Here is a 16,977-nt window from a genome sequence, read left to right as displayed (position 1 = left end):
CTCAGCTGGGTCGGGTGCCGCGCGGTAACCAGCCGATGAACCGGTCCTGAAGCGACATCACCGGGGCGGCGCGCAGATCCTCCGTGGCAGCGGCGAGGCAGGAGCCCAGGTAGACGCTGAGCATGGCGCGATCACCCCCGTACTCCGCCAGCAGCCGGGTGCGCTTCGTCGCGCACGGCCACTCGTCACCGCAGGAGCCGCAGCTCCAGCAGGGGGTCTTCGGGGCGTGCTCGTCAGCCCGCACCCCCGGCCGTTCCGCACCATCGGTCATCGCACGTCCTTCCAGATGTCCACGGGACTGGCGGCTGCCCAGCCGGCCAGCATTGATGGTGGTCCCCCCGGAGCCATCAGGGAGGGCGCTGCGCGTCCCTCCGGTGTTACATCTTTGCGGTACCTTCAGCAGTCGTGGGAGTCGGAAAGTTGACGGTTGACCCGATGCGCCATTCCTACCGACGAGTAGGCCGCAGCGATGCGTGACCTGCTGCCCTCGACGGTAGCGGTGGCCGTCGCCGGTCCGGAGGATTGGACGGGCGAGTTGCTCCCCGCTGAGCAGGCATGTCTCGGCGAGCGGGCCGTGCATTCCCGTCGGCGGGACTTCACCGCGGGGCGATCCTGCGCCCGCCGCGCTCTGCGCGACCTCGGTCTACCCACGACCGCCGTGCCAGCCGCCGCCGACCGCGGGCCGGTCTGGCCGGCCGGGGTCGTCGGCAGCATCACCCACACCGCCGGCTACTGCGCCGCCGCCGCGGCGTACACCACCGACATCAGGTCGGTCGGGATGGATGCCGAGCAGCACCGCGAGCTCAGTCCGGGAGTACGCAAACTCGTGCTGCTGCCCGAGGAGGAGGCCGCCTGCGCACGGCTGCCCAGGAGCATCCGCTGGCCGGTGGTGCTGTTCAGTGCGAAGGAGACGGTCTACAAGGTGTGGCACCCGGTCGTCCGCAGCTGGCTGGACTTCCTCGACGCCCGACTCGACATCGATCCGGACGCCGGCACGTTCGTCGCCCGCATCGCACCGGCCCGGGTGGACGCGGCGGGGGTCGACGACCCGCCGACGTCGATCACCGGCCGCTTCGTGGTCGCCGACGGGCTGGTTCGCACCGCCGCCGTGTTGCCACTGCGCTGACCTCCACTGGTCACTCATGGCAATGAATGGAACACCGACCCAGATTGGCGCTCGGTGACCGACCGACCACCGTCCATGCTGGCCAGTGCGGCACATCACTACCGTCGATGGGATGCCGCCCGGCGCGGCGCTCGGGCGCGTCGCCACCCACGGTAACGTCGACTGGTTCCCGCACCGCACGTACCGAGGCGTCAAGGAGTACGGTGACCCACCCCCAGCCCCCCGTCGGGCCGCAGGACCCCCAGCAACCGAACACGCAGCCGCCGACCCGTCCGTTCGCGGCGACACCGCAGCCGCCGTTCTCGGGCGCTGCGTATCCGGCGGCTGGCGGACAGGTGGACGCGGGCAGCGGATACCGGATACCCGGAGGTCCGGGCTACCCGATCATCGCGCCACCACCGGTGCAGACGAACCGCTCCAAGACCTCGGCAGTGGTCGTCGCCGTCACCGCGGCGGTCCTCACCCTGCTCAGTTGCGCCGGTGGCATCGTGGCGGTCGTCATCGGCACCAACCGCGCCACGACCCACGTGAGCGAGGCACAGGCCAGCGCCTCCCCGTCGACCTCGCCGACGCCGCAGAGCGACAACACCCGCACCATGTCGCCCGGCGACACCCTGGTCATCGACGGCGACGACGGCACCGTCGAGATCACCGTGACGAAGTTCAGCAGTGCCACCAAACCCTGCAAGTCCCACGGACTGAAGCCGGGCGCGGGTGTGTACGTGATCGCCGACGTGACCGTCACCGTCACCAGGGGCACCGCCTCGACGAACCCGCTCTACTTCCAGTGGGTCGCCGCCGACGGCACCAAGGCCACCGCGATCGGTGGGGCGTTCTCCGGCTGCGGCAAGCCGATGCCGGCCAGCGACGACCTGACCGCCGGCACGAAACGCAGCGGGAGCGTGGTGTTCGACGTGCACGACACGTCGGGCGCGCTGGAATACCAGTACCACTTCCAGACCGCCGGTTCCTGGAAGCCGTGAGCGTCCGGGCGCGGGGCTGGTCCGACCGGGCCAGCCCCGCGTTCGTCTGGGCCTACCGGGCCCACGCCTCCTCGACGGTGACGACCGGCCCGCCGGTGCGTACCGATTCCTCGATGGCGAGGCTGATCAGGTGGTCCTGGCAGGCCTCGGCGAGCGGATACGGCGCCGGGCCCTCCTCCCGGGCCCACGCGCCGGCGCGGGCGACGATGTCCGCCACCGCGATGTCGTCGTCGGACAGTCCACTGCCGACGAACGGATTGCGGTAGACCACGTCGCCGTCGAAGCTGATGTGCTTCAGGTCGAGCCCCTCCAGGTTGAGGTCGAGGCCGGTCTGCCGCCGCGTCAGGGCCGACTCCACCGGTGTGGTCGGGTCGACCAGGCGGACCACCCGGTCGTCGACCAGCTCACCGAGCGAGCCCCGGACCACCAACCGACGGGTACGCAGCGGGTTCCACCACTGGTTGTCGGTGAAGTCGTACAACCCCATCCGCCCGCCGAAGTCGATGGTCGCGAGGGTGGTGGTCAGTTGCTGCGGGGTGTCGTCGCCGCTCCAGCCGGACGGCGACAGCGGATCGGCCAGCGGCGCGACGAAGGCACGCGCGTTGACCTCGGCGCTCTGGTGACCGACCCCGAGCAGGCCACGGATCAGCGAGACCGCGTGGTAAAGGTGGGTCGACGAGACCTGCACCGAGGTCGGCTCACCGAGCACCCCGGCGCGCACCAACGACAGCCGCGCCGCGTGCCCGGGCATCAGCAGGTACTGCTCGGCGACCTGCACCAGACCGCTGCCGCCGACGTCGGCCCACAGCGCACGCAGACCCGCCAGGTCGGGGGCGGGCGGCGTCTCGGCGAGCACCGGTACGCCGGCCGCGACCAGTTCCCGGGTCGCCTCGGGTGTCACCGGCCACGGCACCGACACGATGACGAAGTCCGGCCGTTCGTGGGCGAGCAACTCCGCCGTCGTGCGGAAGGTCGGCACGCCCCAGTCGGCCGTCACGGCCTCCCCGCGAGATTCGGTACGCGTCACCACCCCGGTCACCCGGAACCGCTCGGGCAGCAGCCGAGCCAGGCGAAGGAAGAACTCCCCTCGCCAGCCACTGCCGACGAGGCCGAACCGGGTCTGGGTCGCCGAAGTCATCTGGGCTCCTCACGTCGGGACCCGGATGCTAGCCGCTTCCGGAGGCCGTGGCCCATCGCTACGGTGGCGGTCGTGACCGCCGATGCGCTTCCCGCCGCGCCCGTCGAGGTGGCCGCTCGACGGCCGCCCCTGGACTACTACCTCGTTCTGAGGCGGCGCGACGACCCGACGTCGATCGAGAGCGTGGAGGGGATCGTCGTGGAGGAGTTCACCCGCCACCGCGACTTCACCACGACGGGGCTGGACAGCGCCGGCTGGACGCCGGAGGTCGGCTGGTGGAGTTCCGCCGCACTGAGCCGCGGCATGCGCACCGACCCGGAGGTGCTGGCGCGGGTGGTGCCCAGCAGCCGCCCGGAGGCCGAGACCGTCTATCGCAGGCTCGGTGCCGGTCGACTGCCGGACGAAGCGGTGCTGCGGACGTACTTCCTCGACCACCAACCGATGCCCAGCGCCCCGCCGCTGCGGCTCGGCCCCGCACAGCCACCGGCCGGCTTCCACGAGCGGCGGGTGTACCGCGTCCTCTTCGCCAAGGATCTCCACGCCGAGCAGGTGGCGAGCCTCCGGGCGGCCTGGCGGACGCCCGTCGATGGCACCGGCACTTCGGTCGCGAGCGGTCGTCTCGACAGGGGCGGGGACCGGTTCACCTGGGACCTGCGACGGGTCGGTCACACCCCCGCCTGGTGTCTAGACCTGACCGTCCTACTACGAACCGCTGCCGCCGAGGCGGTGTATCCGGTCCTGTCCGCCCTGACGAACGCTTTGCGGAAGCACGGCCTGATACCGGTAACAACCGAACGCTTCTCCTAACCAGCCCCGCCACGCCCCCACCCCGTCGATCATGGAGTTGTGGTGCCGGCATGATGCCGTGGTGACCCCTTTGTCACCCACCACAACTGCTTGATCGACGAGCCGAGGCGATCACGTGCGGTGTGGGCACGAGTCATGACAACCGGCGGGGTTGCGATCTGCGGATAGGTCCGCTTTCGATCTGCGGCTCGACGATGTTCGGTTCGCGGGCCTGTGGCGTTCGATATGCGGCGGCTTGGTGATCGGCGGGAAACATCGTCGGACCGCCGCATGGCTCGGCCGCACTGACTTGCCGCAGCACTCGACCGCTGCGCAACCTCACGTTTGGGGCCACCGCCTCCGTCGAACTCAGCCGTTCGGCTTAACTTCCGCCGGCACGTGCCACGGACTGGGGCTCCGTCCCACGGACGAGCGACGGACAAACGATCAAGGCGGGTTCCCCGTCATCCGGAACCCGCCTTGACCTGCTGTTTCTTGGTGGAGCTGAGGGGATTTGAACCCCTGACCCCCTCTTACCGTCAGTAACGATCTTCGCCTTGTCGTCCGTTGTCGGCTCTTGTGGCTGACCTGGCATAACAGAAGACGGCTGTGATCGTTGCCTGTCACCGGTTGTCGACGCTGGGCGAGGGTTTTCGGGGGGTAAACGGGGGGCTCATCGCCCGGCGCCCGGTCCCGCCTTAAGTCGAGGACGCTTGATCTTAATGGTGATCTTCCGCTGATTGCCTGCCCGGGGACGTACTGGGGACATAGGGCTGATGCGATCTGGGCAGGCGGGGCTTGACTGGACGCCCCGATGAGCGAAAGGGAAGCCATGGACACTGGCAACAAGTTCGTTCTGTACCCAAACGGCCAGATGCACACCTACTACGGTGGGGTGGGCCACCCCGACGGCTTCGGCCACGGTCACTACAACCACCAGAACGGCTACAACCGGCCCCCGGTCGCGGAGAACCCGCTCGGCTGGACCGCCATCATCGGAGCGGTCGGCAAGCCGAACATCGACGTCGGCGGCTCGCCTTGGTCGTGATATAGGTAGTTCTTCCTTCCGACCGACACTGTGTTCTGGGACGGGCTTCGCGTAAGCGGAGCCCGTCCCGTTATTTGCCGCACCTCGCCCTCATTTAGAAATGAGGACACGTGCTTAGCACTGCACTGAAGGGGGCCAGGCTACGAAGAACTGCGCCTGTACATTCTCCTTTGATAGCCGGCTGCCGACTGCGGCGACACATCCGGTGGTGTTGGTTACGGTCAACGGTGACTACCCGTGCATTATGTGGGTTCATTTATGGCTGGGAGTGTCACGTGGCTGTTCGAGTCAGGGATGGTGACTGGGGCTGCATGCGAACTAGCGGGCGAAGACGCCTTGCGCTTCGAGCGTTGGCGACTGAAGTGCAGGCGCCGACGAGCGATACGCATCGCAGGGCAGGCAATTTGGATGAGCGCGATGAGACAGGAGAGGACATCGGCTACGAAGGCCAAATCCGACAGCAGATCCGTCATGTCGATAGCGTGAACCACGGACATCCCGCTTACGTCTCCGGCCATCGCCAGCGGAAGCCGATGACAGTCTGCTCCATATAAGGCAGGCATATGCTTGCCGTACCAGACGGCTGAAGCCGCACCTTCCGATCTTCTACTGGCTGGCCAAGTATGTGGTCTGCCCAAACGGAGAACCATACATATGTGGGGAAAACCGGCGGCGCAAAATGGACCGCGAGAGTGACATTCGCTGTGCGTCCGCGTGCTGGGCGACGTACCTCGGTGACGCCGTTGCCGGACTCGTAGCGGCTGGTGTACTCCAAGCCAGCACGTTCGCCAGCGCTGAGAACGTGCTCCAGCACGATGTCGTCTGCTATCAAGCCGCCGGCGTACTCGTAGTGCCGGCCGATCCGGCCGCCGTGGACAACGTTGATCTCAGTTACAGAGGACTCGTGGTTGAACAAATAGCTGTCGACGCCATCCTCCTTGGCCTCGATGCACTGAACGGTCCGGCGCAGGGCGAGGTTGCGCTCGCCGTCAACGTAGTACCGCTCAAATAAGGACACCGTTCTGTGCCATTGCCGGCGAGCCATACCTCGGGGGACGGACACGGTCTGCGCGATGCCCTCGGCGCCCAAGTAGGTGCGCCACAGCTCCCGCTGGTCCTCCTCCGGCATCGCGAAGGCGTCGATGAACTGCTCCAACGTGGAAGCGGTGAGTCGCTGGCCAGTCAACGCGCGGTTTACGAGATTCTTCAGTTTCAACGGTAACGTGATCTCGGTGTCGGGCCGGACGCCCTCCTCCCAAAGATGAAGGGCGATCACCTTCGCTACGGCTCGCTGGTTGATCTCGCCGCGTTGTCGATCTCCATGCACCCGCCACGCCCGTACATAGGCCGGCCGGCTTCCTAGCAGCTGTCGCAGCAGCGCCCCGGTCGCGGCCACGCGCCGCTGCTGACCGTTGGCGTCCATCCACGTCTCCTTCCGGGGACGTACTGGGGACACTTGGGTGATGTGATGCGTGGGCAATTGTAGTGAAGTGAAAACGCGAGACGCCGCCGCCGTCAAGACGATTTGGAGGACATCTCTTCACCCGTTCGGAGGATTGCCAGAGTGTCGGCCAACTTGTTGGGCGGCCGTGATCGGCGCGCGTCGCTCATTGACGCTCAAGCATATGATAACAATCCACCATTCGTACTGCTCTACGTATCGTCCTGCTGTGAGTTCACTTGGAAATCGCGGCTCGAGCGAATGTGTAAAGGTGTGAGGGACAGATGGGGTGCGGCAATAACGAGGTCAGCCGGGAACACTTGTCATCCGACCCGGTCCCGGTTGAACAAGTCATGACCGATCTGATCAAGGCGGCGCACGTGGCACCTCGGCCTCCAGTCCGCCTGCCGCGTGCACCCGAAAGCAGGCGATGGGGCCGCGACCGCGTGGATGGAGAACTTCAGGAAGTAGGGCAAATGTACTATTACGGCGCGAAAGGGGAGAGCCTAGACGCCGAGGTTCCTGCGTCGAAAATCGACTACTTCATCGGGCCAGACGAGCAGCCGACCGTGGACCCGAACCGGCATATCCACGTCATCCACGATGAGAAGGATAAGACCGTCATTCTTGTCGTGACTGACCGGACTTGGAGCGCGAACAGGAAAGACCAACACCCGATCAGGATGGAACTCCCGGACGATCCCCCCGGAAACGTCGTCAACCAATGCATCTCGGCGCTGGTTGATGTGATGAACGCGCTTCCGCTCGGTCCGCGCGAGGAGCAGTGGCCGTGATGGCGCTTACCGAGGCGAATCCAGTAGCGCAGAGCCTCGGGCGGGTCTACGCGATCTCCTGGCCGACGGAGGTTGCCCGGATGCTAATCACTCCGCACGCAAACGACTCCGCCATGTCGGTGTCGGACGCGTACGCGCTGCTCGCACGCTTTGGCGTCGACCTTCCCCGGGAGTTGCTTCCGCTGGCCGTGGTCGATAACGGCTCGATCGCCTGTGCGGCGCTCGCCGACTGGGGTCCCGCCCGTGCTGGCGACGTGCTGCGTCTGCACCTGGCCGACGTAGACCCTCAGTTTCAGCTGCGCTTGCTGGACGTCGACCCGCTCGCGTATGTCGCGTCGATAAACGAAGAGCTTGCGGCTCGCGGGGAGGGCCTTCGCCGGATGCTCGACGAGATCGGGCCGGCGTACAAGGATACATACCTGCGGGCGGAGAAGCGGCCACGCGACTTCGTGGTCCGTCCGGTCCGCATCGCCTGCCAGAACGTAATTGTCGGCTTGGCCGCGATCGCGCAGGACTCCGCATTCGACGGCCTGTCAGTGGTCGCCTGGCAAACCTGCGAGGTGCCGCACGTCGCCGCGCACGAGGGCAACCGGGCGCTGGCCGCGCTGACACTGTGCGACGCGTTCCGCAACGGCGGCACCATGGAGATCCGGTTCGACCGGGACGCCCGGGTATTGGCGAACAACCGGCAGCGGTTCTACCCCGGACATCCGGAGAGGCGGGTGCCGGCGAGCCTGCGCCGGTTCGGCCGGACTGTTGGCGTGCCGCTCGGCGCCGAGGACCCGGCCGCGATCACCCCGGTCGAGGCACGGGACCTCTTCCTAGCGATCACCCCGATGCCGGACCAGCTCTCCGCCCATGTCCGGATAGCGATCACAACGTACGGGATCAGCCCGGAACGGATCTGCTTCACGCTGTTATCGCAGGTGTGGCGAGAGATCGAGCTGGACTACCTGTTGGCGACCACCGCTCGGGTCGCGTCCATCCTGGCCGGCGGCGCATCGTGGCAGCAGCGCGGCGCGCGACAGTCGGAGTCCGTGGTGTGCCGCGCCGCAGTGATGATCGGGATGTTATTCCGGCGGCTCAACTCGACCGACGCGGCCGGGGCCGGTCATGGCGAGGCCCGCGTCGTCGAGGACCGGAACAACGGGGTCACCTGGAGCATCGACGACGAGACCGGCGTGGTGACCTTTAGTGGCCTGCCACGAGGTGGAACAGTCCCCTGGACGCATGGCGTGACCTGCGAAGGCACGCTGACCGTCCGACCTTTTGGGCCGCCGCCCGCACCAGGTGTGGTGGATGCGGTGGTGGTGCCCGCCGACGTGGCGGCGCCGGAGTTGCCCGCCGGTGTGGCGCTGCTGCGCTGCCCAGAGCGGCTGCCCGACATCGACAAAGGCATTGAGGCCCGCTTGCTGAGTTCGAGGATTTCCCGCTGATGGCGACCGAGGCGGCCTGCCTGGCTGGGGTGGTAAAGGACGACACGCTCGCCCGGCTGATCAAGGACATCGAGTCGGCGGCTAGCCGCGCCCGTAAGGCGGAGCCGGGTGACCGCACCGACATCGCCCGGTTCGAGGCGCTGATGACGCGCCTGGAGCAGCGGGCCGCAGGCGTGGACCCGGCGCGGCGAATGCCGCTGCCGGACCCCGCAGCCTGCGCGGAGGTCACTCTGGTGGGGGATGATCCTGCCCGGTGGCCGGGCGAAATGCCGGCCAGCGTGCGTGCGGCGGCCACCGCCATCGTGGCGCGGGGACTCGTGCCCGTGTTGGTCGTGGAACCGCTGGATGCCGGCGCCACGGTGAGACCGAGTGACGCGCAGTCCGCGCCGGATCCCGCCGAGCGCTGGGATTCCGGAGGCGTCCGCGGTCGTCAGGCCGTCGAGGCGCGGTTCCGGGCGCAGATCTGCGAGGCACTGTCCGCGCCTAAGCCGCGGCCGATCGCGCCGAGCGGCATCAACAACTCGGCGGTAACCGAGATGCTGCGGGAGTTTGCGGGCGCCGAGCCAGGCGTACCGGCGCGTCGCGTACCGGTGGAGTACCGGGACGGGTCACGGTCAGCGAATCCGATGCCGTTGCGGGCGCTGCCGCTGCGCGGCCAGCTGGAGCCAAGTGACCTCACACTGCGGTTCGCCCTACTTTCCATCCGACATACCGAGATGGATGCCGCGGTGGACGGCGCGTGGCTGCGAAACGCGGAGATCTCCCGGCCACGCCCGGGTGCACAGACTGATGACCTCGTCTACGACATCACCCGGCAGCAGCTCGACGAGCTCGCCCGGCACGGCTCCCGAGTGCGGCTCGACCTGTACCAGACTGGTCTGGAGGCCGCGGTGGTCGGCTTCTACAAGGCGCTCGCCGACCACCTGTTGGCGCGTCCGCGAAGCGTGGCGGTGCAGCCGATGTACTACGACGGTGCGTCGGTGGCCGGCGCGCGGGATCGGTCGGTCAGGATCACTGTCGACAGCTCGCCGTTCCGGAAGGGGACGCCATGGACGATGTGACCGAGCGGCATCGCGGCGCGTCCACCTCGCACATGCGGGCGTTCGTCTGCAAGGAGTGCCAACGCGAGGTGGAGCGGCTGGAGCGGGAAGTCGCCACGCTGGAGGGGGCATCCGGGCGAAACCGCAAGCGGCTGGCGACGGTTCGCGCCGAGCTTCAGCGGCGCCGCGACAAGGCCACCTACAACGAGAACTGGGCACGCAACGTTATCGAGCGGGGCGGATCGCGGTCAGACCGGTGCCGGGAGCACCGGCAGCGGCACCGCACGTACATCCAGGGCATAGCGGTGGCGTACATCGACCTGGAGACGGTCGGTGAGATCGCCGACCGCACCAACCCGACCGGGCCGCTAGGCGGCTTGGGGCCGCTACCGACGGTGCACGAGATCGTCGAGAACACCAGCTACGACCTGCAGAAGGTCAACGTCGGCATGACCGATGAGCACATCGTCGAGATGATCCGGCTGTTGCGGGAGCGGCGAGTGCTGATCCTTAAGGCGGGGACCGGTACGGGGAAGTCGACGTTTGCGCCGTACCGGTTGATGGACCCGCCGTCGGAGTCGCTGGCCGGCCTGCCAGCGGATGCCCCGTTCGGACGTCTCACCGAACTCGGGCCGATCATCGTGACGGAACCGCGAGTGCAGGCTGCGGTGGGGGTGGCGACGTTCGTGGGCGCGGTGATGTCCGGCGCTGGTGGGGTTGGTCCCGGCTACCCGGTGGGCTATCAGGTCTCTGGCGACCGGGCCCACGACGAGGCATGCGAGCTGATCTATGTTACCGACGGCACGATGATCAACTGGCTGCGGGAGGGGCGGCTCAGCCGGATCGGCACTCTCATCGTCGACGAGGCGCACGAGCGCAGCACCAACATCGACTTCATCATGGGTTTCCTGCGCCGGGAATTGGACCGTTACCCGCATCTACGGGTGATCATCACCTCGGCGACCTTCAACGTCGAGTTCTATCAGGAGTTCTTTGGCGGCCCCGAGGTCGCACATGTGATGGAGGTACCGGCAGAGAAGCCTTTTGGCTACGGCATGCCGCTGTTCCCCGCCCTCGACACGCCGGAACCCGGCGAGGACGACGCGCTGGAGCGGTGGCGCGATGAATCGCTGCCGTTGTCGGGCCAGCACCCCCGCGACGAGAAGGAGTTCCTGCGTCGGCACTGGCCCACCCGGCACGCGCCGCCGCTCGACGAGGACGACGTCCTGGACCCGGACGACATTGGCTACCGCGAGGACGTCTGGCACACCACGGCCCAGCTGCTGGACCTGCGCTACACCGGCCAGGTGCCGGCCGAACGGTGGCGCGAGCGGATGCCCGCCGAGATGACGGAGTTCATCGTCCGGTTGGCCAAGGGCCTAGACGAACGCGGCATCTACGGCGACGTCCTGGGCTTCCTGCCTACTCGGCGGACCATCGAGCTGGTCTGCGCCGAGATCGAACGGCAGCTCGGCCGGGCGTACGAAGGACACGTCTTCCCGCTCATCTCCACGCTGGGCAAAGAACAGCAGCGTGCCGCCCTGGCCAAGCGTCGCAAGGGGGACCCCCGCAAGATCGTCATCTCGACAAACCTGGCCGAGACGTCGTTGACCGTCGAGGGCGTCCGGTTCGTCGTGGACAGCGGCGTCATCGCCCAGTCCGAGTGGGATCCGGAACTTGCCAAGGGCGACATCCCGACCAAGCCCCACAGCCAGGCCGGCATCAAACAGCGCTGGGGGCGGGTCGGCCGAAAGGCGCCCGGCTGGGTGTTCCCGCTCTATACCAAAGGGCAGTACCTCGACCTTGCCGAGGACACGCCGCCTGGCTCCACCCGGGAGAACCTGGAAGCGCTGGTAATGACCGCCCGGATGGGCGGCATCGATGACGTACTCACCTTCCCCTGGCCCGCGGCGTTCGAGCCGACCACGACCGAACTCGACGACACCGCCCGGCAGGCAATGCGGACCTTTCAGCGCGAGCTGGTCCGCGCCGACGCGGCGCTGCGTGCCGGCGGCGCGGTCGACAGCGATGGTCACCCCACGTCGTTCGGCCGGGAGCTGATCCGGTTTCAGGGGCTGGGTTCCACGGGCAGCGCACTCGCCATCTTGTACGCGGACCGCCTCACCTGCGTACCTGAAGTCGCCACCGTCCTTGCGCTGCTGGAAGATACCCGCCTCGTCGGCCGTCGTGGTCTCCTGCAGGACGACCCGGAGTGGCCGGACGAATGGCGGCTGGAGGCTGCCGACCGGCATCGCGGCCTCGCCTCGCTCTGTGCCGACGACGCCGAACTGGTGCTGCTGATCGCGGCGGCCTGGGACGCAGCCGACCCGGCGAGCGCCCCCTGGGAACCGTCCGGGGCCCGGGAGCGCTGGGCCCGGCAGTGGTGGCTCAACCACGACCTGCTGCTGGAGACCGCGCAGAAGCGCCAACAGATCCTCGCCGCCTTGTCCCCGGCTATGAAGGACGAGGTCAAACGCTTCCTTGAACTGTCGGTGATCGACCGAGTCCGCGGCGTGCTCACCCGTTCACTGGCCGGGCACCGGTTCCGGCGCACCGATGACGGGCTCTTCGGCAGGGCCGATCCGCAGGCCGGCGAGGACACCGCGTTCGCGTTAGAGGACGACACCCTAGTGGTGCCCGCCGCCACCGAGGTGATCGCGCTGCGGCGCCGCGAGGCACGCACAGACAGCCGCATCTCCAACCTGGTGATCGCGCAGCCCTGGGCGCTGGCCGAGCCGGGCTCGGCACAGCCCACCGGCACCGCCGACGCCATCCGAATGGTGGTGGCCGCGTCCCGGCACGCCCCGACTCGGCCCGACCTGGGCCGGCACCTGGCGATCCTCGCGAGTTGGCCGGTCGGCCAGCGGATCCGACTACGCACTTCCACTGGCGGGAAAGAAGCTCCAGAAACCGCCATCGACGAGGTGCTGGCCACGATCGAGCCATTCCCGCAGCCCGTGGGTGAGACCACTCCCGGCCGCCGGCGCCTTAGCCGACGCGCCGACCCTGACGACGCCGAGGCCACCCGAGCTGACAGCGACGGCGAACTGCGCCCCCAGACCGGCCGGATCGGATACGCCGACGAGCACACGCTGCGCGAGAACGCCTTCCGGCGCAACGATCTTGAGGTCGACGCATACGCGGCCTGTGGAGCATGCCCACGCTGCCTTGCCGGCCGCACCGAGGCATGCGAGCAACTAAGCCGCCGAGAACCAACGGCAGCCGCCCGCGAGGACCCGGTACGCGAATGGCAGGCCGCCGCCCGCTGCGGCATCGACGTGTCCACGCCGCCCGTCTTAGTGCCAGGCCGCACCCTCGACGAGCAGCGCTGGTACGAGGTCACCAGCTACCGGCCAGGCAACGGCGAGGTCACGGTAGAGCTGCGGCCGGATTGGCGAAACGGTGCCCAGGGCAACCCCGCCCAGCACCAAGGCGTGCAAGCGGGCGACCCGATCGAAGTCCGCGTCGGCCCCGCCCTGCGGCACCACGGAGGGGCCCTGCGGTCCTTCGAACGAGTCGACGGCCGGGGCCGGTTCGTGCTCGCCGAGGCCAGCACCCACCGCGCGGACCTACAGGAGAAGCGGCGCGAAATCGCGGTGTCGCTGCACCACGGCGCGTACGGCCTCCTAGACTCGCTGCAGCCCGGCGCGACCCTGGTCGCCACCGTGATGCCGGCCCGCGCGCGGGACTGCTACACCATCACCCTGCTGGAGCTGCTGCACCAGCATCTCAGCAAGGCATCGCCCGGATCCGGCATCGAGTACCAGGCGCCGAACCCGACCCGACGGGTCGCCGCCCGGACCAAGCTGTACAACGCCATCGTGTCCCAGCCGCCCAACGACGCAGGATACGCGCAGGCGGTCCTGCTGCATCGGGACTCGGCACGCGGGATCCGGCACCTAGTCACCCTCCCGGCGCAACCAACAGCCAATGACGAGGCAGCCCCGGCGATGACCATCGGACAGCCGCTGCTGCTCAACCTCGTCCGGGACAAGTCGCGGCTGGACGTCAGCGACCTCGACCTAGCCGAACTGCGCGACATCGTCCGGCATTCGAACCGGCAACTCGACCTGACAGGCGTGGACGACGACACCGAGGACAAGGAGTTCGCACCGCCCGGCGCGGTCCTACTGGCCCGCTCCGACAAGCCGCTGTCGCGGTCCGCAGCGATCCGCCTCGCCGAGCTCAGCGACGACCCGCAATGGACGAGCGAGGTGTGGTCGTTCTGGGCGCGGTCGCACCACGTCGCCCTCGGCAAGGCACCGGCTTACCGCTCGGGCACCCGCACCGAGCCGGTCGAGATCACCGCTGACGTGGTCATCGCCGTCGAGTCGCCACTGGAGCAGCAGCGCCGGCTGACGTCGCGATACACCGAACAGCATCCGGCCGGCTCGGTGATCGAGGCCAGCGCGCTGCGCGTCACCGGGCACGGTGTCTACGTCGAGCTCGTCCCCGGCCTCGAAGGGCTGATCCCGATCCGGGAGCTGAGCTGGACGTTCGTCGAGGACCCCGCGACGGTGGTCACCCCAGGCGAGATCATCCGCGCCCTGGTCACCGCCGTGCCCGAGCCACCGGACAAGATCGAACTGTCGATGCGCCAGCTCACCCCGAAACCGTACGTGCGCTACGCCGCCCACCATCCGATCGGCGAGCTGATAGAGGCGAACGTCAGCCGGATCACTGACAGCCGTGTCTTCGTCGAAGTTGAACCGGGCGTTAACGGCGTCGTGCACATCTCCGAGCTCTCGTATCAGCGGCTATCGGGATGCGCCGACGTAGTCAGTGAGGGCAACACAATCGCCGCCAAGATCATCGGATACGACGACCGACGTAAGCAGGTCCAGCTTTCGGTGAAACGGCTCCAACCGAGCCCGTACGAATCGTTCCGCGCGACCCACCCCGTTCATACCACCGCGTACGGCATGGTCGACTTCGCCACCCCTACCCATGTGTACGTCGACCTCGGTGACGGCGTGACCGGCATCGTCTTCGTCCGCGACCTGGCGCACGAACGCGTCGAGGACGCCGCCGCCCTGGTCCACAGCGGCGAGACGATGCTTGCACTTATCAAGGGCTACAACGACCAGCGTGAACAGGTCGAACTGTCCCGCAAGGCCCTCATACAGAAGCCCTACGCGGCGTACCGCAATCGGCACAGTGCTGGCGACCGTGTCGACGGCGTGGTCATCCGGGTCGCCCACCCGTTCGTCTTCCTCGACCTCGGAGACCAAGTCACCGGCCGGATCCACGTCAGTGAACTCGACCACACCCGGATCGACGACTTGGCCGCCAGCTTCCCAGTCGGCACCCGCCTCACCGCTCAGATCGTGGAGTTAAAAGACGACCGCGAGACTGTGGTGCTATCTCGCAAGGTACTGCTGCCCCCGCCGTACGAACAGTTCAAGTTGTGGTACGTGGTGGGCGCCGTGGTCCAGGGCAGCGTCCGCAACATGAACAACTCGTTCGTCTACGTCGATCTGGCCGGCGGCGCCAACGGCATCATTCACATCAGCCGGCTCGCCACATACCGGATCAACCACCCCAGCACGGTGGTCACCCTCGGCCAACGGGTGTCGGCTCGCGTCATCGCCTTCAACGACGAACGGCGGCAAGTCGAACTGTCCCTCTGAGACTGACTGTACTTCGGACCGGAGCAAGCGACCGTCGGTAGTGCTCGCCCGAGACCAAGCGGGCCTCGCCCCGGCCTGGCCTGCCGGCGCGGATCGATGGCCTCGTGGTAAGGAGGGAACTCGTCCATCGTGTACGTTTGGGGTTCGACCGAATCTCCATTACCACGCGTCGGCGTCAGGGCTAGTTGCTCGTCGCGAACGAGGGATTTGAATCCACGACCTCCTACTCTCGAATTTCATCGCGCCTTGTCATTTGTTGTCAACCTCTGACCCCCTCGATGCGAACGTCACGGCCCGAGGCTTGTCATTGATCATCAAAATTTGTCGTTGACCTGGGCAAACCTGGTCCATGGCTTGTCGACGCCTGTCACCGGCGGTCGCCACTTTGCAGGGGTTTTCGGGGGGTAAACGGGGGTCGGTCCGGCACAGTGACCGTGATTCGGTGGCTGCCCAGTGCCCTCCGACGCATGGTCGTGAACCTGGAGTAGTGGGTAGCGCCGGAACCGGTAGTGTCACACGTCGGTCTGATGCATCCGTCGCCGATGAAGGGCACCACGTGGAGCAGCTCAGGTTCGAGAAAAATCTCGGCACGTACCTCGCAACCGTTGAGCCAGAGAGCATTTGGATCTCCAGAGGACTTGGGACCCACTGCGTTCGAGCGCAGCTCGCCCTCGCGAACCCCGAAGGTGTGGCGGACGCAGGCCGACTCCTTCACCTAGAGACAACGCTGTACGCCCCAGTTACCAGCGGTCCTCGCGCGCCACTCGCGTCAACGAACGTCTCGGTGGCGTTCGGAGCACCGGCCGAGGTCCGGAGGGTTGAGCTGTCATATCTTCTGACGAATCCGCAGTTGCTGGCGCTGGAACAGAACCGTCTCGGCGACTTGCGCTTGGAGGTTCAGATCCGCGGTTTCCTGCCAGGGGCTCCGGGCTTCGTCGGCTGCCCTGACGTCACAATATATCTCAGCGTTGCTGAGAGCAGATGGCGTCAGCAGCTTGAATCGCTTGGCCGCACGGTCGGAGTGGAGACCGTCGTGCCGTTCCCGGAAGACAACGACCCCCTGCGTGGCACAGCCGACTTCTTGCGGGAGGCGCAGCGGCAACTGGCCGGGAACGAGATTCGCGCAGCGATGATTCACGTTCGCATGGCGCTGGAGGGAATCAAGCAGCAGACGAGCTGGCCCTGGCCTGGCAAAAAGGACAGGGAGCAGTGGACCGCTGCTGAGCGGTGGGCGCGAATCCGGGCGACGCTGGAGGACCAAGCAAGCGGCACGGTACACCTTCAGGGCACCATGGACTACCAGTACAGTCGGGATGAGGTCGAAACCCTGATCGTTATGACTGCTGCGCTGCTCCGGATCGTCCCGCTGAAGCAGGCACTGGCTCCAATTCTGCCGGAGTAGGTCACCACAATCGCGCAGTAGATGCCTCGGCGAGGCGTGACCGACCGCTGTTCGCCGCTGCCAGCCGGGCGCCAGAAGGACGTCTCGGAGTCGAGCCTGCCTGTCTAGATGGCGATGGTGCCCAGAAGGTAGCTTGCCCGGTCGTTGTCGATC

Annotated in this window: 12 protein-coding genes; 9 read left to right on the top strand and 3 right to left on the bottom strand. The window is 67.3% G+C overall.

Annotated features, from left to right (window positions below; genetic code table 11):
• Position 1: 1 nt before the first annotated feature.
• Positions 2 to 271 carry a hypothetical protein gene (locus AB0J33_RS04285; RefSeq protein ID WP_363609672.1) on the bottom strand — a complete coding sequence of 90 codons (270 nt, stop codon included), beginning with the start codon at positions 269 to 271 and terminating at the stop codon, positions 2 to 4.
• 198 nt (positions 272 to 469) lie between these two features.
• Between AB0J33_RS04285 and AB0J33_RS04280 the strand changes: the two genes are divergently transcribed.
• Entirely contained in the window at positions 470 to 1,126 is a 657-nt protein-coding gene (locus AB0J33_RS04280) for a 4'-phosphopantetheinyl transferase superfamily protein (protein WP_363609670.1), read from the top strand.
• A gap of 203 nt (positions 1,127 to 1,329) precedes the next feature.
• The gene (locus AB0J33_RS04275; RefSeq protein WP_363609668.1) at positions 1,330 to 2,109 is read left to right on the top strand and encodes a DUF4352 domain-containing protein; all 780 of its coding nucleotides are present in this window, start codon (positions 1,330 to 1,332) and stop codon (positions 2,107 to 2,109) included.
• Positions 2,110 to 2,161: 52 nt separating this feature from the next.
• Here AB0J33_RS04275 and AB0J33_RS04270 read toward each other — a convergent pair whose 3' ends face one another.
• On the bottom strand, positions 2,162 to 3,247 hold the full coding sequence (locus AB0J33_RS04270; protein WP_363609666.1) for a Gfo/Idh/MocA family oxidoreductase: 1,086 nt from the start codon (positions 3,245 to 3,247) through the stop codon (positions 2,162 to 2,164).
• 72 nt (positions 3,248 to 3,319) lie between these two features.
• Here AB0J33_RS04270 and AB0J33_RS04265 point away from each other — a divergent pair, with 72 nt between their 5' ends.
• Positions 3,320 to 4,054 (top strand): hypothetical protein, encoded by a 735-nt coding sequence (locus tag AB0J33_RS04265; RefSeq protein WP_363609664.1) that lies wholly within the window; start codon positions 3,320 to 3,322, stop codon positions 4,052 to 4,054.
• 793 nt (positions 4,055 to 4,847) lie between these two features.
• On the top strand, positions 4,848 to 5,081 hold the full coding sequence (locus AB0J33_RS04260) for a hypothetical protein (protein ID WP_210868571.1): 234 nt from the start codon (positions 4,848 to 4,850) through the stop codon (positions 5,079 to 5,081).
• A 502-nt stretch (positions 5,082 to 5,583) separates the two neighbouring features.
• Here the strand turns inward: AB0J33_RS04260 and AB0J33_RS04255 are convergent.
• On the bottom strand, positions 5,584 to 6,504 hold the full coding sequence (locus tag AB0J33_RS04255; protein WP_363609662.1) for a hypothetical protein: 921 nt from the start codon (positions 6,502 to 6,504) through the stop codon (positions 5,584 to 5,586).
• 371 nt (positions 6,505 to 6,875) lie between these two features.
• Here AB0J33_RS04255 and AB0J33_RS04250 point away from each other — a divergent pair, with 371 nt between their 5' ends.
• The 5 genes from AB0J33_RS04250 to AB0J33_RS04230 all read left to right on the top strand — a co-directional run bounded on the left by AB0J33_RS04250 (position 6,876) and on the right by AB0J33_RS04230 (position 16,824).
• Entirely contained in the window at positions 6,876 to 7,316 is a 441-nt protein-coding gene (locus AB0J33_RS04250) for a hypothetical protein (protein ID WP_363609660.1), read from the top strand.
• The gene (locus tag AB0J33_RS04245; protein ID WP_363609658.1) at positions 7,316 to 8,752 is read left to right on the top strand and encodes a hypothetical protein; all 1,437 of its coding nucleotides are present in this window, start codon (positions 7,316 to 7,318) and stop codon (positions 8,750 to 8,752) included. Before AB0J33_RS04250 ends, AB0J33_RS04245 begins: the two co-directional genes overlap by 1 nt.
• The gene (locus AB0J33_RS04240) at positions 8,752 to 9,813 is read left to right on the top strand and encodes a hypothetical protein (RefSeq protein WP_363609656.1); all 1,062 of its coding nucleotides are present in this window, start codon (positions 8,752 to 8,754) and stop codon (positions 9,811 to 9,813) included. Before AB0J33_RS04245 ends, AB0J33_RS04240 begins: the two co-directional genes overlap by 1 nt.
• Positions 9,801 to 15,422 (top strand): S1 RNA-binding domain-containing protein, encoded by a 5,622-nt coding sequence (locus tag AB0J33_RS04235; protein ID WP_363609654.1) that lies wholly within the window; start codon positions 9,801 to 9,803, stop codon positions 15,420 to 15,422. The genes AB0J33_RS04240 and AB0J33_RS04235 overlap by 13 nt, the downstream gene beginning before the upstream one ends.
• Before the next feature lie 556 nt (positions 15,423 to 15,978).
• On the top strand, positions 15,979 to 16,824 hold the full coding sequence (locus AB0J33_RS04230) for a hypothetical protein (RefSeq protein WP_363609652.1): 846 nt from the start codon (positions 15,979 to 15,981) through the stop codon (positions 16,822 to 16,824).
• Positions 16,825 to 16,977: the final 153 nt, after the last annotated feature.

Origin of the sequence: Micromonospora sp. NPDC049645 (assembly GCF_040675155.1) — a bacterium.
Taxonomy (GTDB): domain Bacteria; phylum Actinomycetota; class Actinomycetes; order Mycobacteriales; family Micromonosporaceae; genus Micromonospora.
The sequence above is the reverse complement of the archived record's forward strand: the minus strand, read 5'-3'. Positions and strand labels throughout refer to the sequence as shown.

Bases quoted from the DNA above. Each gene is read 5' to 3' on its own strand.
- AB0J33_RS04255 (WP_363609662.1), bottom strand. From the start codon at position 6,504: ATGGACGCCAACGGTCAGCAGCGGCGCGTGGCCGCGACCGGGGCGCTG.
- AB0J33_RS04285 (WP_363609672.1), bottom strand. From the start codon at position 271: ATGACCGATGGTGCGGAACGGCCGGGGGTGCGGGCTGACGAGCACGCC.
- AB0J33_RS04235 (WP_363609654.1), top strand. From the start codon at position 9,801: ATGGACGATGTGACCGAGCGGCATCGCGGCGCGTCCACCTCGCACATG.
- AB0J33_RS04240 (WP_363609656.1), top strand. From the start codon at position 8,752: ATGGCGACCGAGGCGGCCTGCCTGGCTGGGGTGGTAAAGGACGACACG.
- AB0J33_RS04260 (WP_210868571.1), top strand. From the start codon at position 4,848: ATGAGCGAAAGGGAAGCCATGGACACTGGCAACAAGTTCGTTCTGTAC.
- AB0J33_RS04245 (WP_363609658.1), top strand. From the start codon at position 7,316: ATGGCGCTTACCGAGGCGAATCCAGTAGCGCAGAGCCTCGGGCGGGTC.
- AB0J33_RS04250 (WP_363609660.1), top strand. From the start codon at position 6,876: ATGACCGATCTGATCAAGGCGGCGCACGTGGCACCTCGGCCTCCAGTC.
- AB0J33_RS04280 (WP_363609670.1), top strand. From the start codon at position 470: ATGCGTGACCTGCTGCCCTCGACGGTAGCGGTGGCCGTCGCCGGTCCG.
- AB0J33_RS04270 (WP_363609666.1), bottom strand. From the start codon at position 3,247: ATGACTTCGGCGACCCAGACCCGGTTCGGCCTCGTCGGCAGTGGCTGG.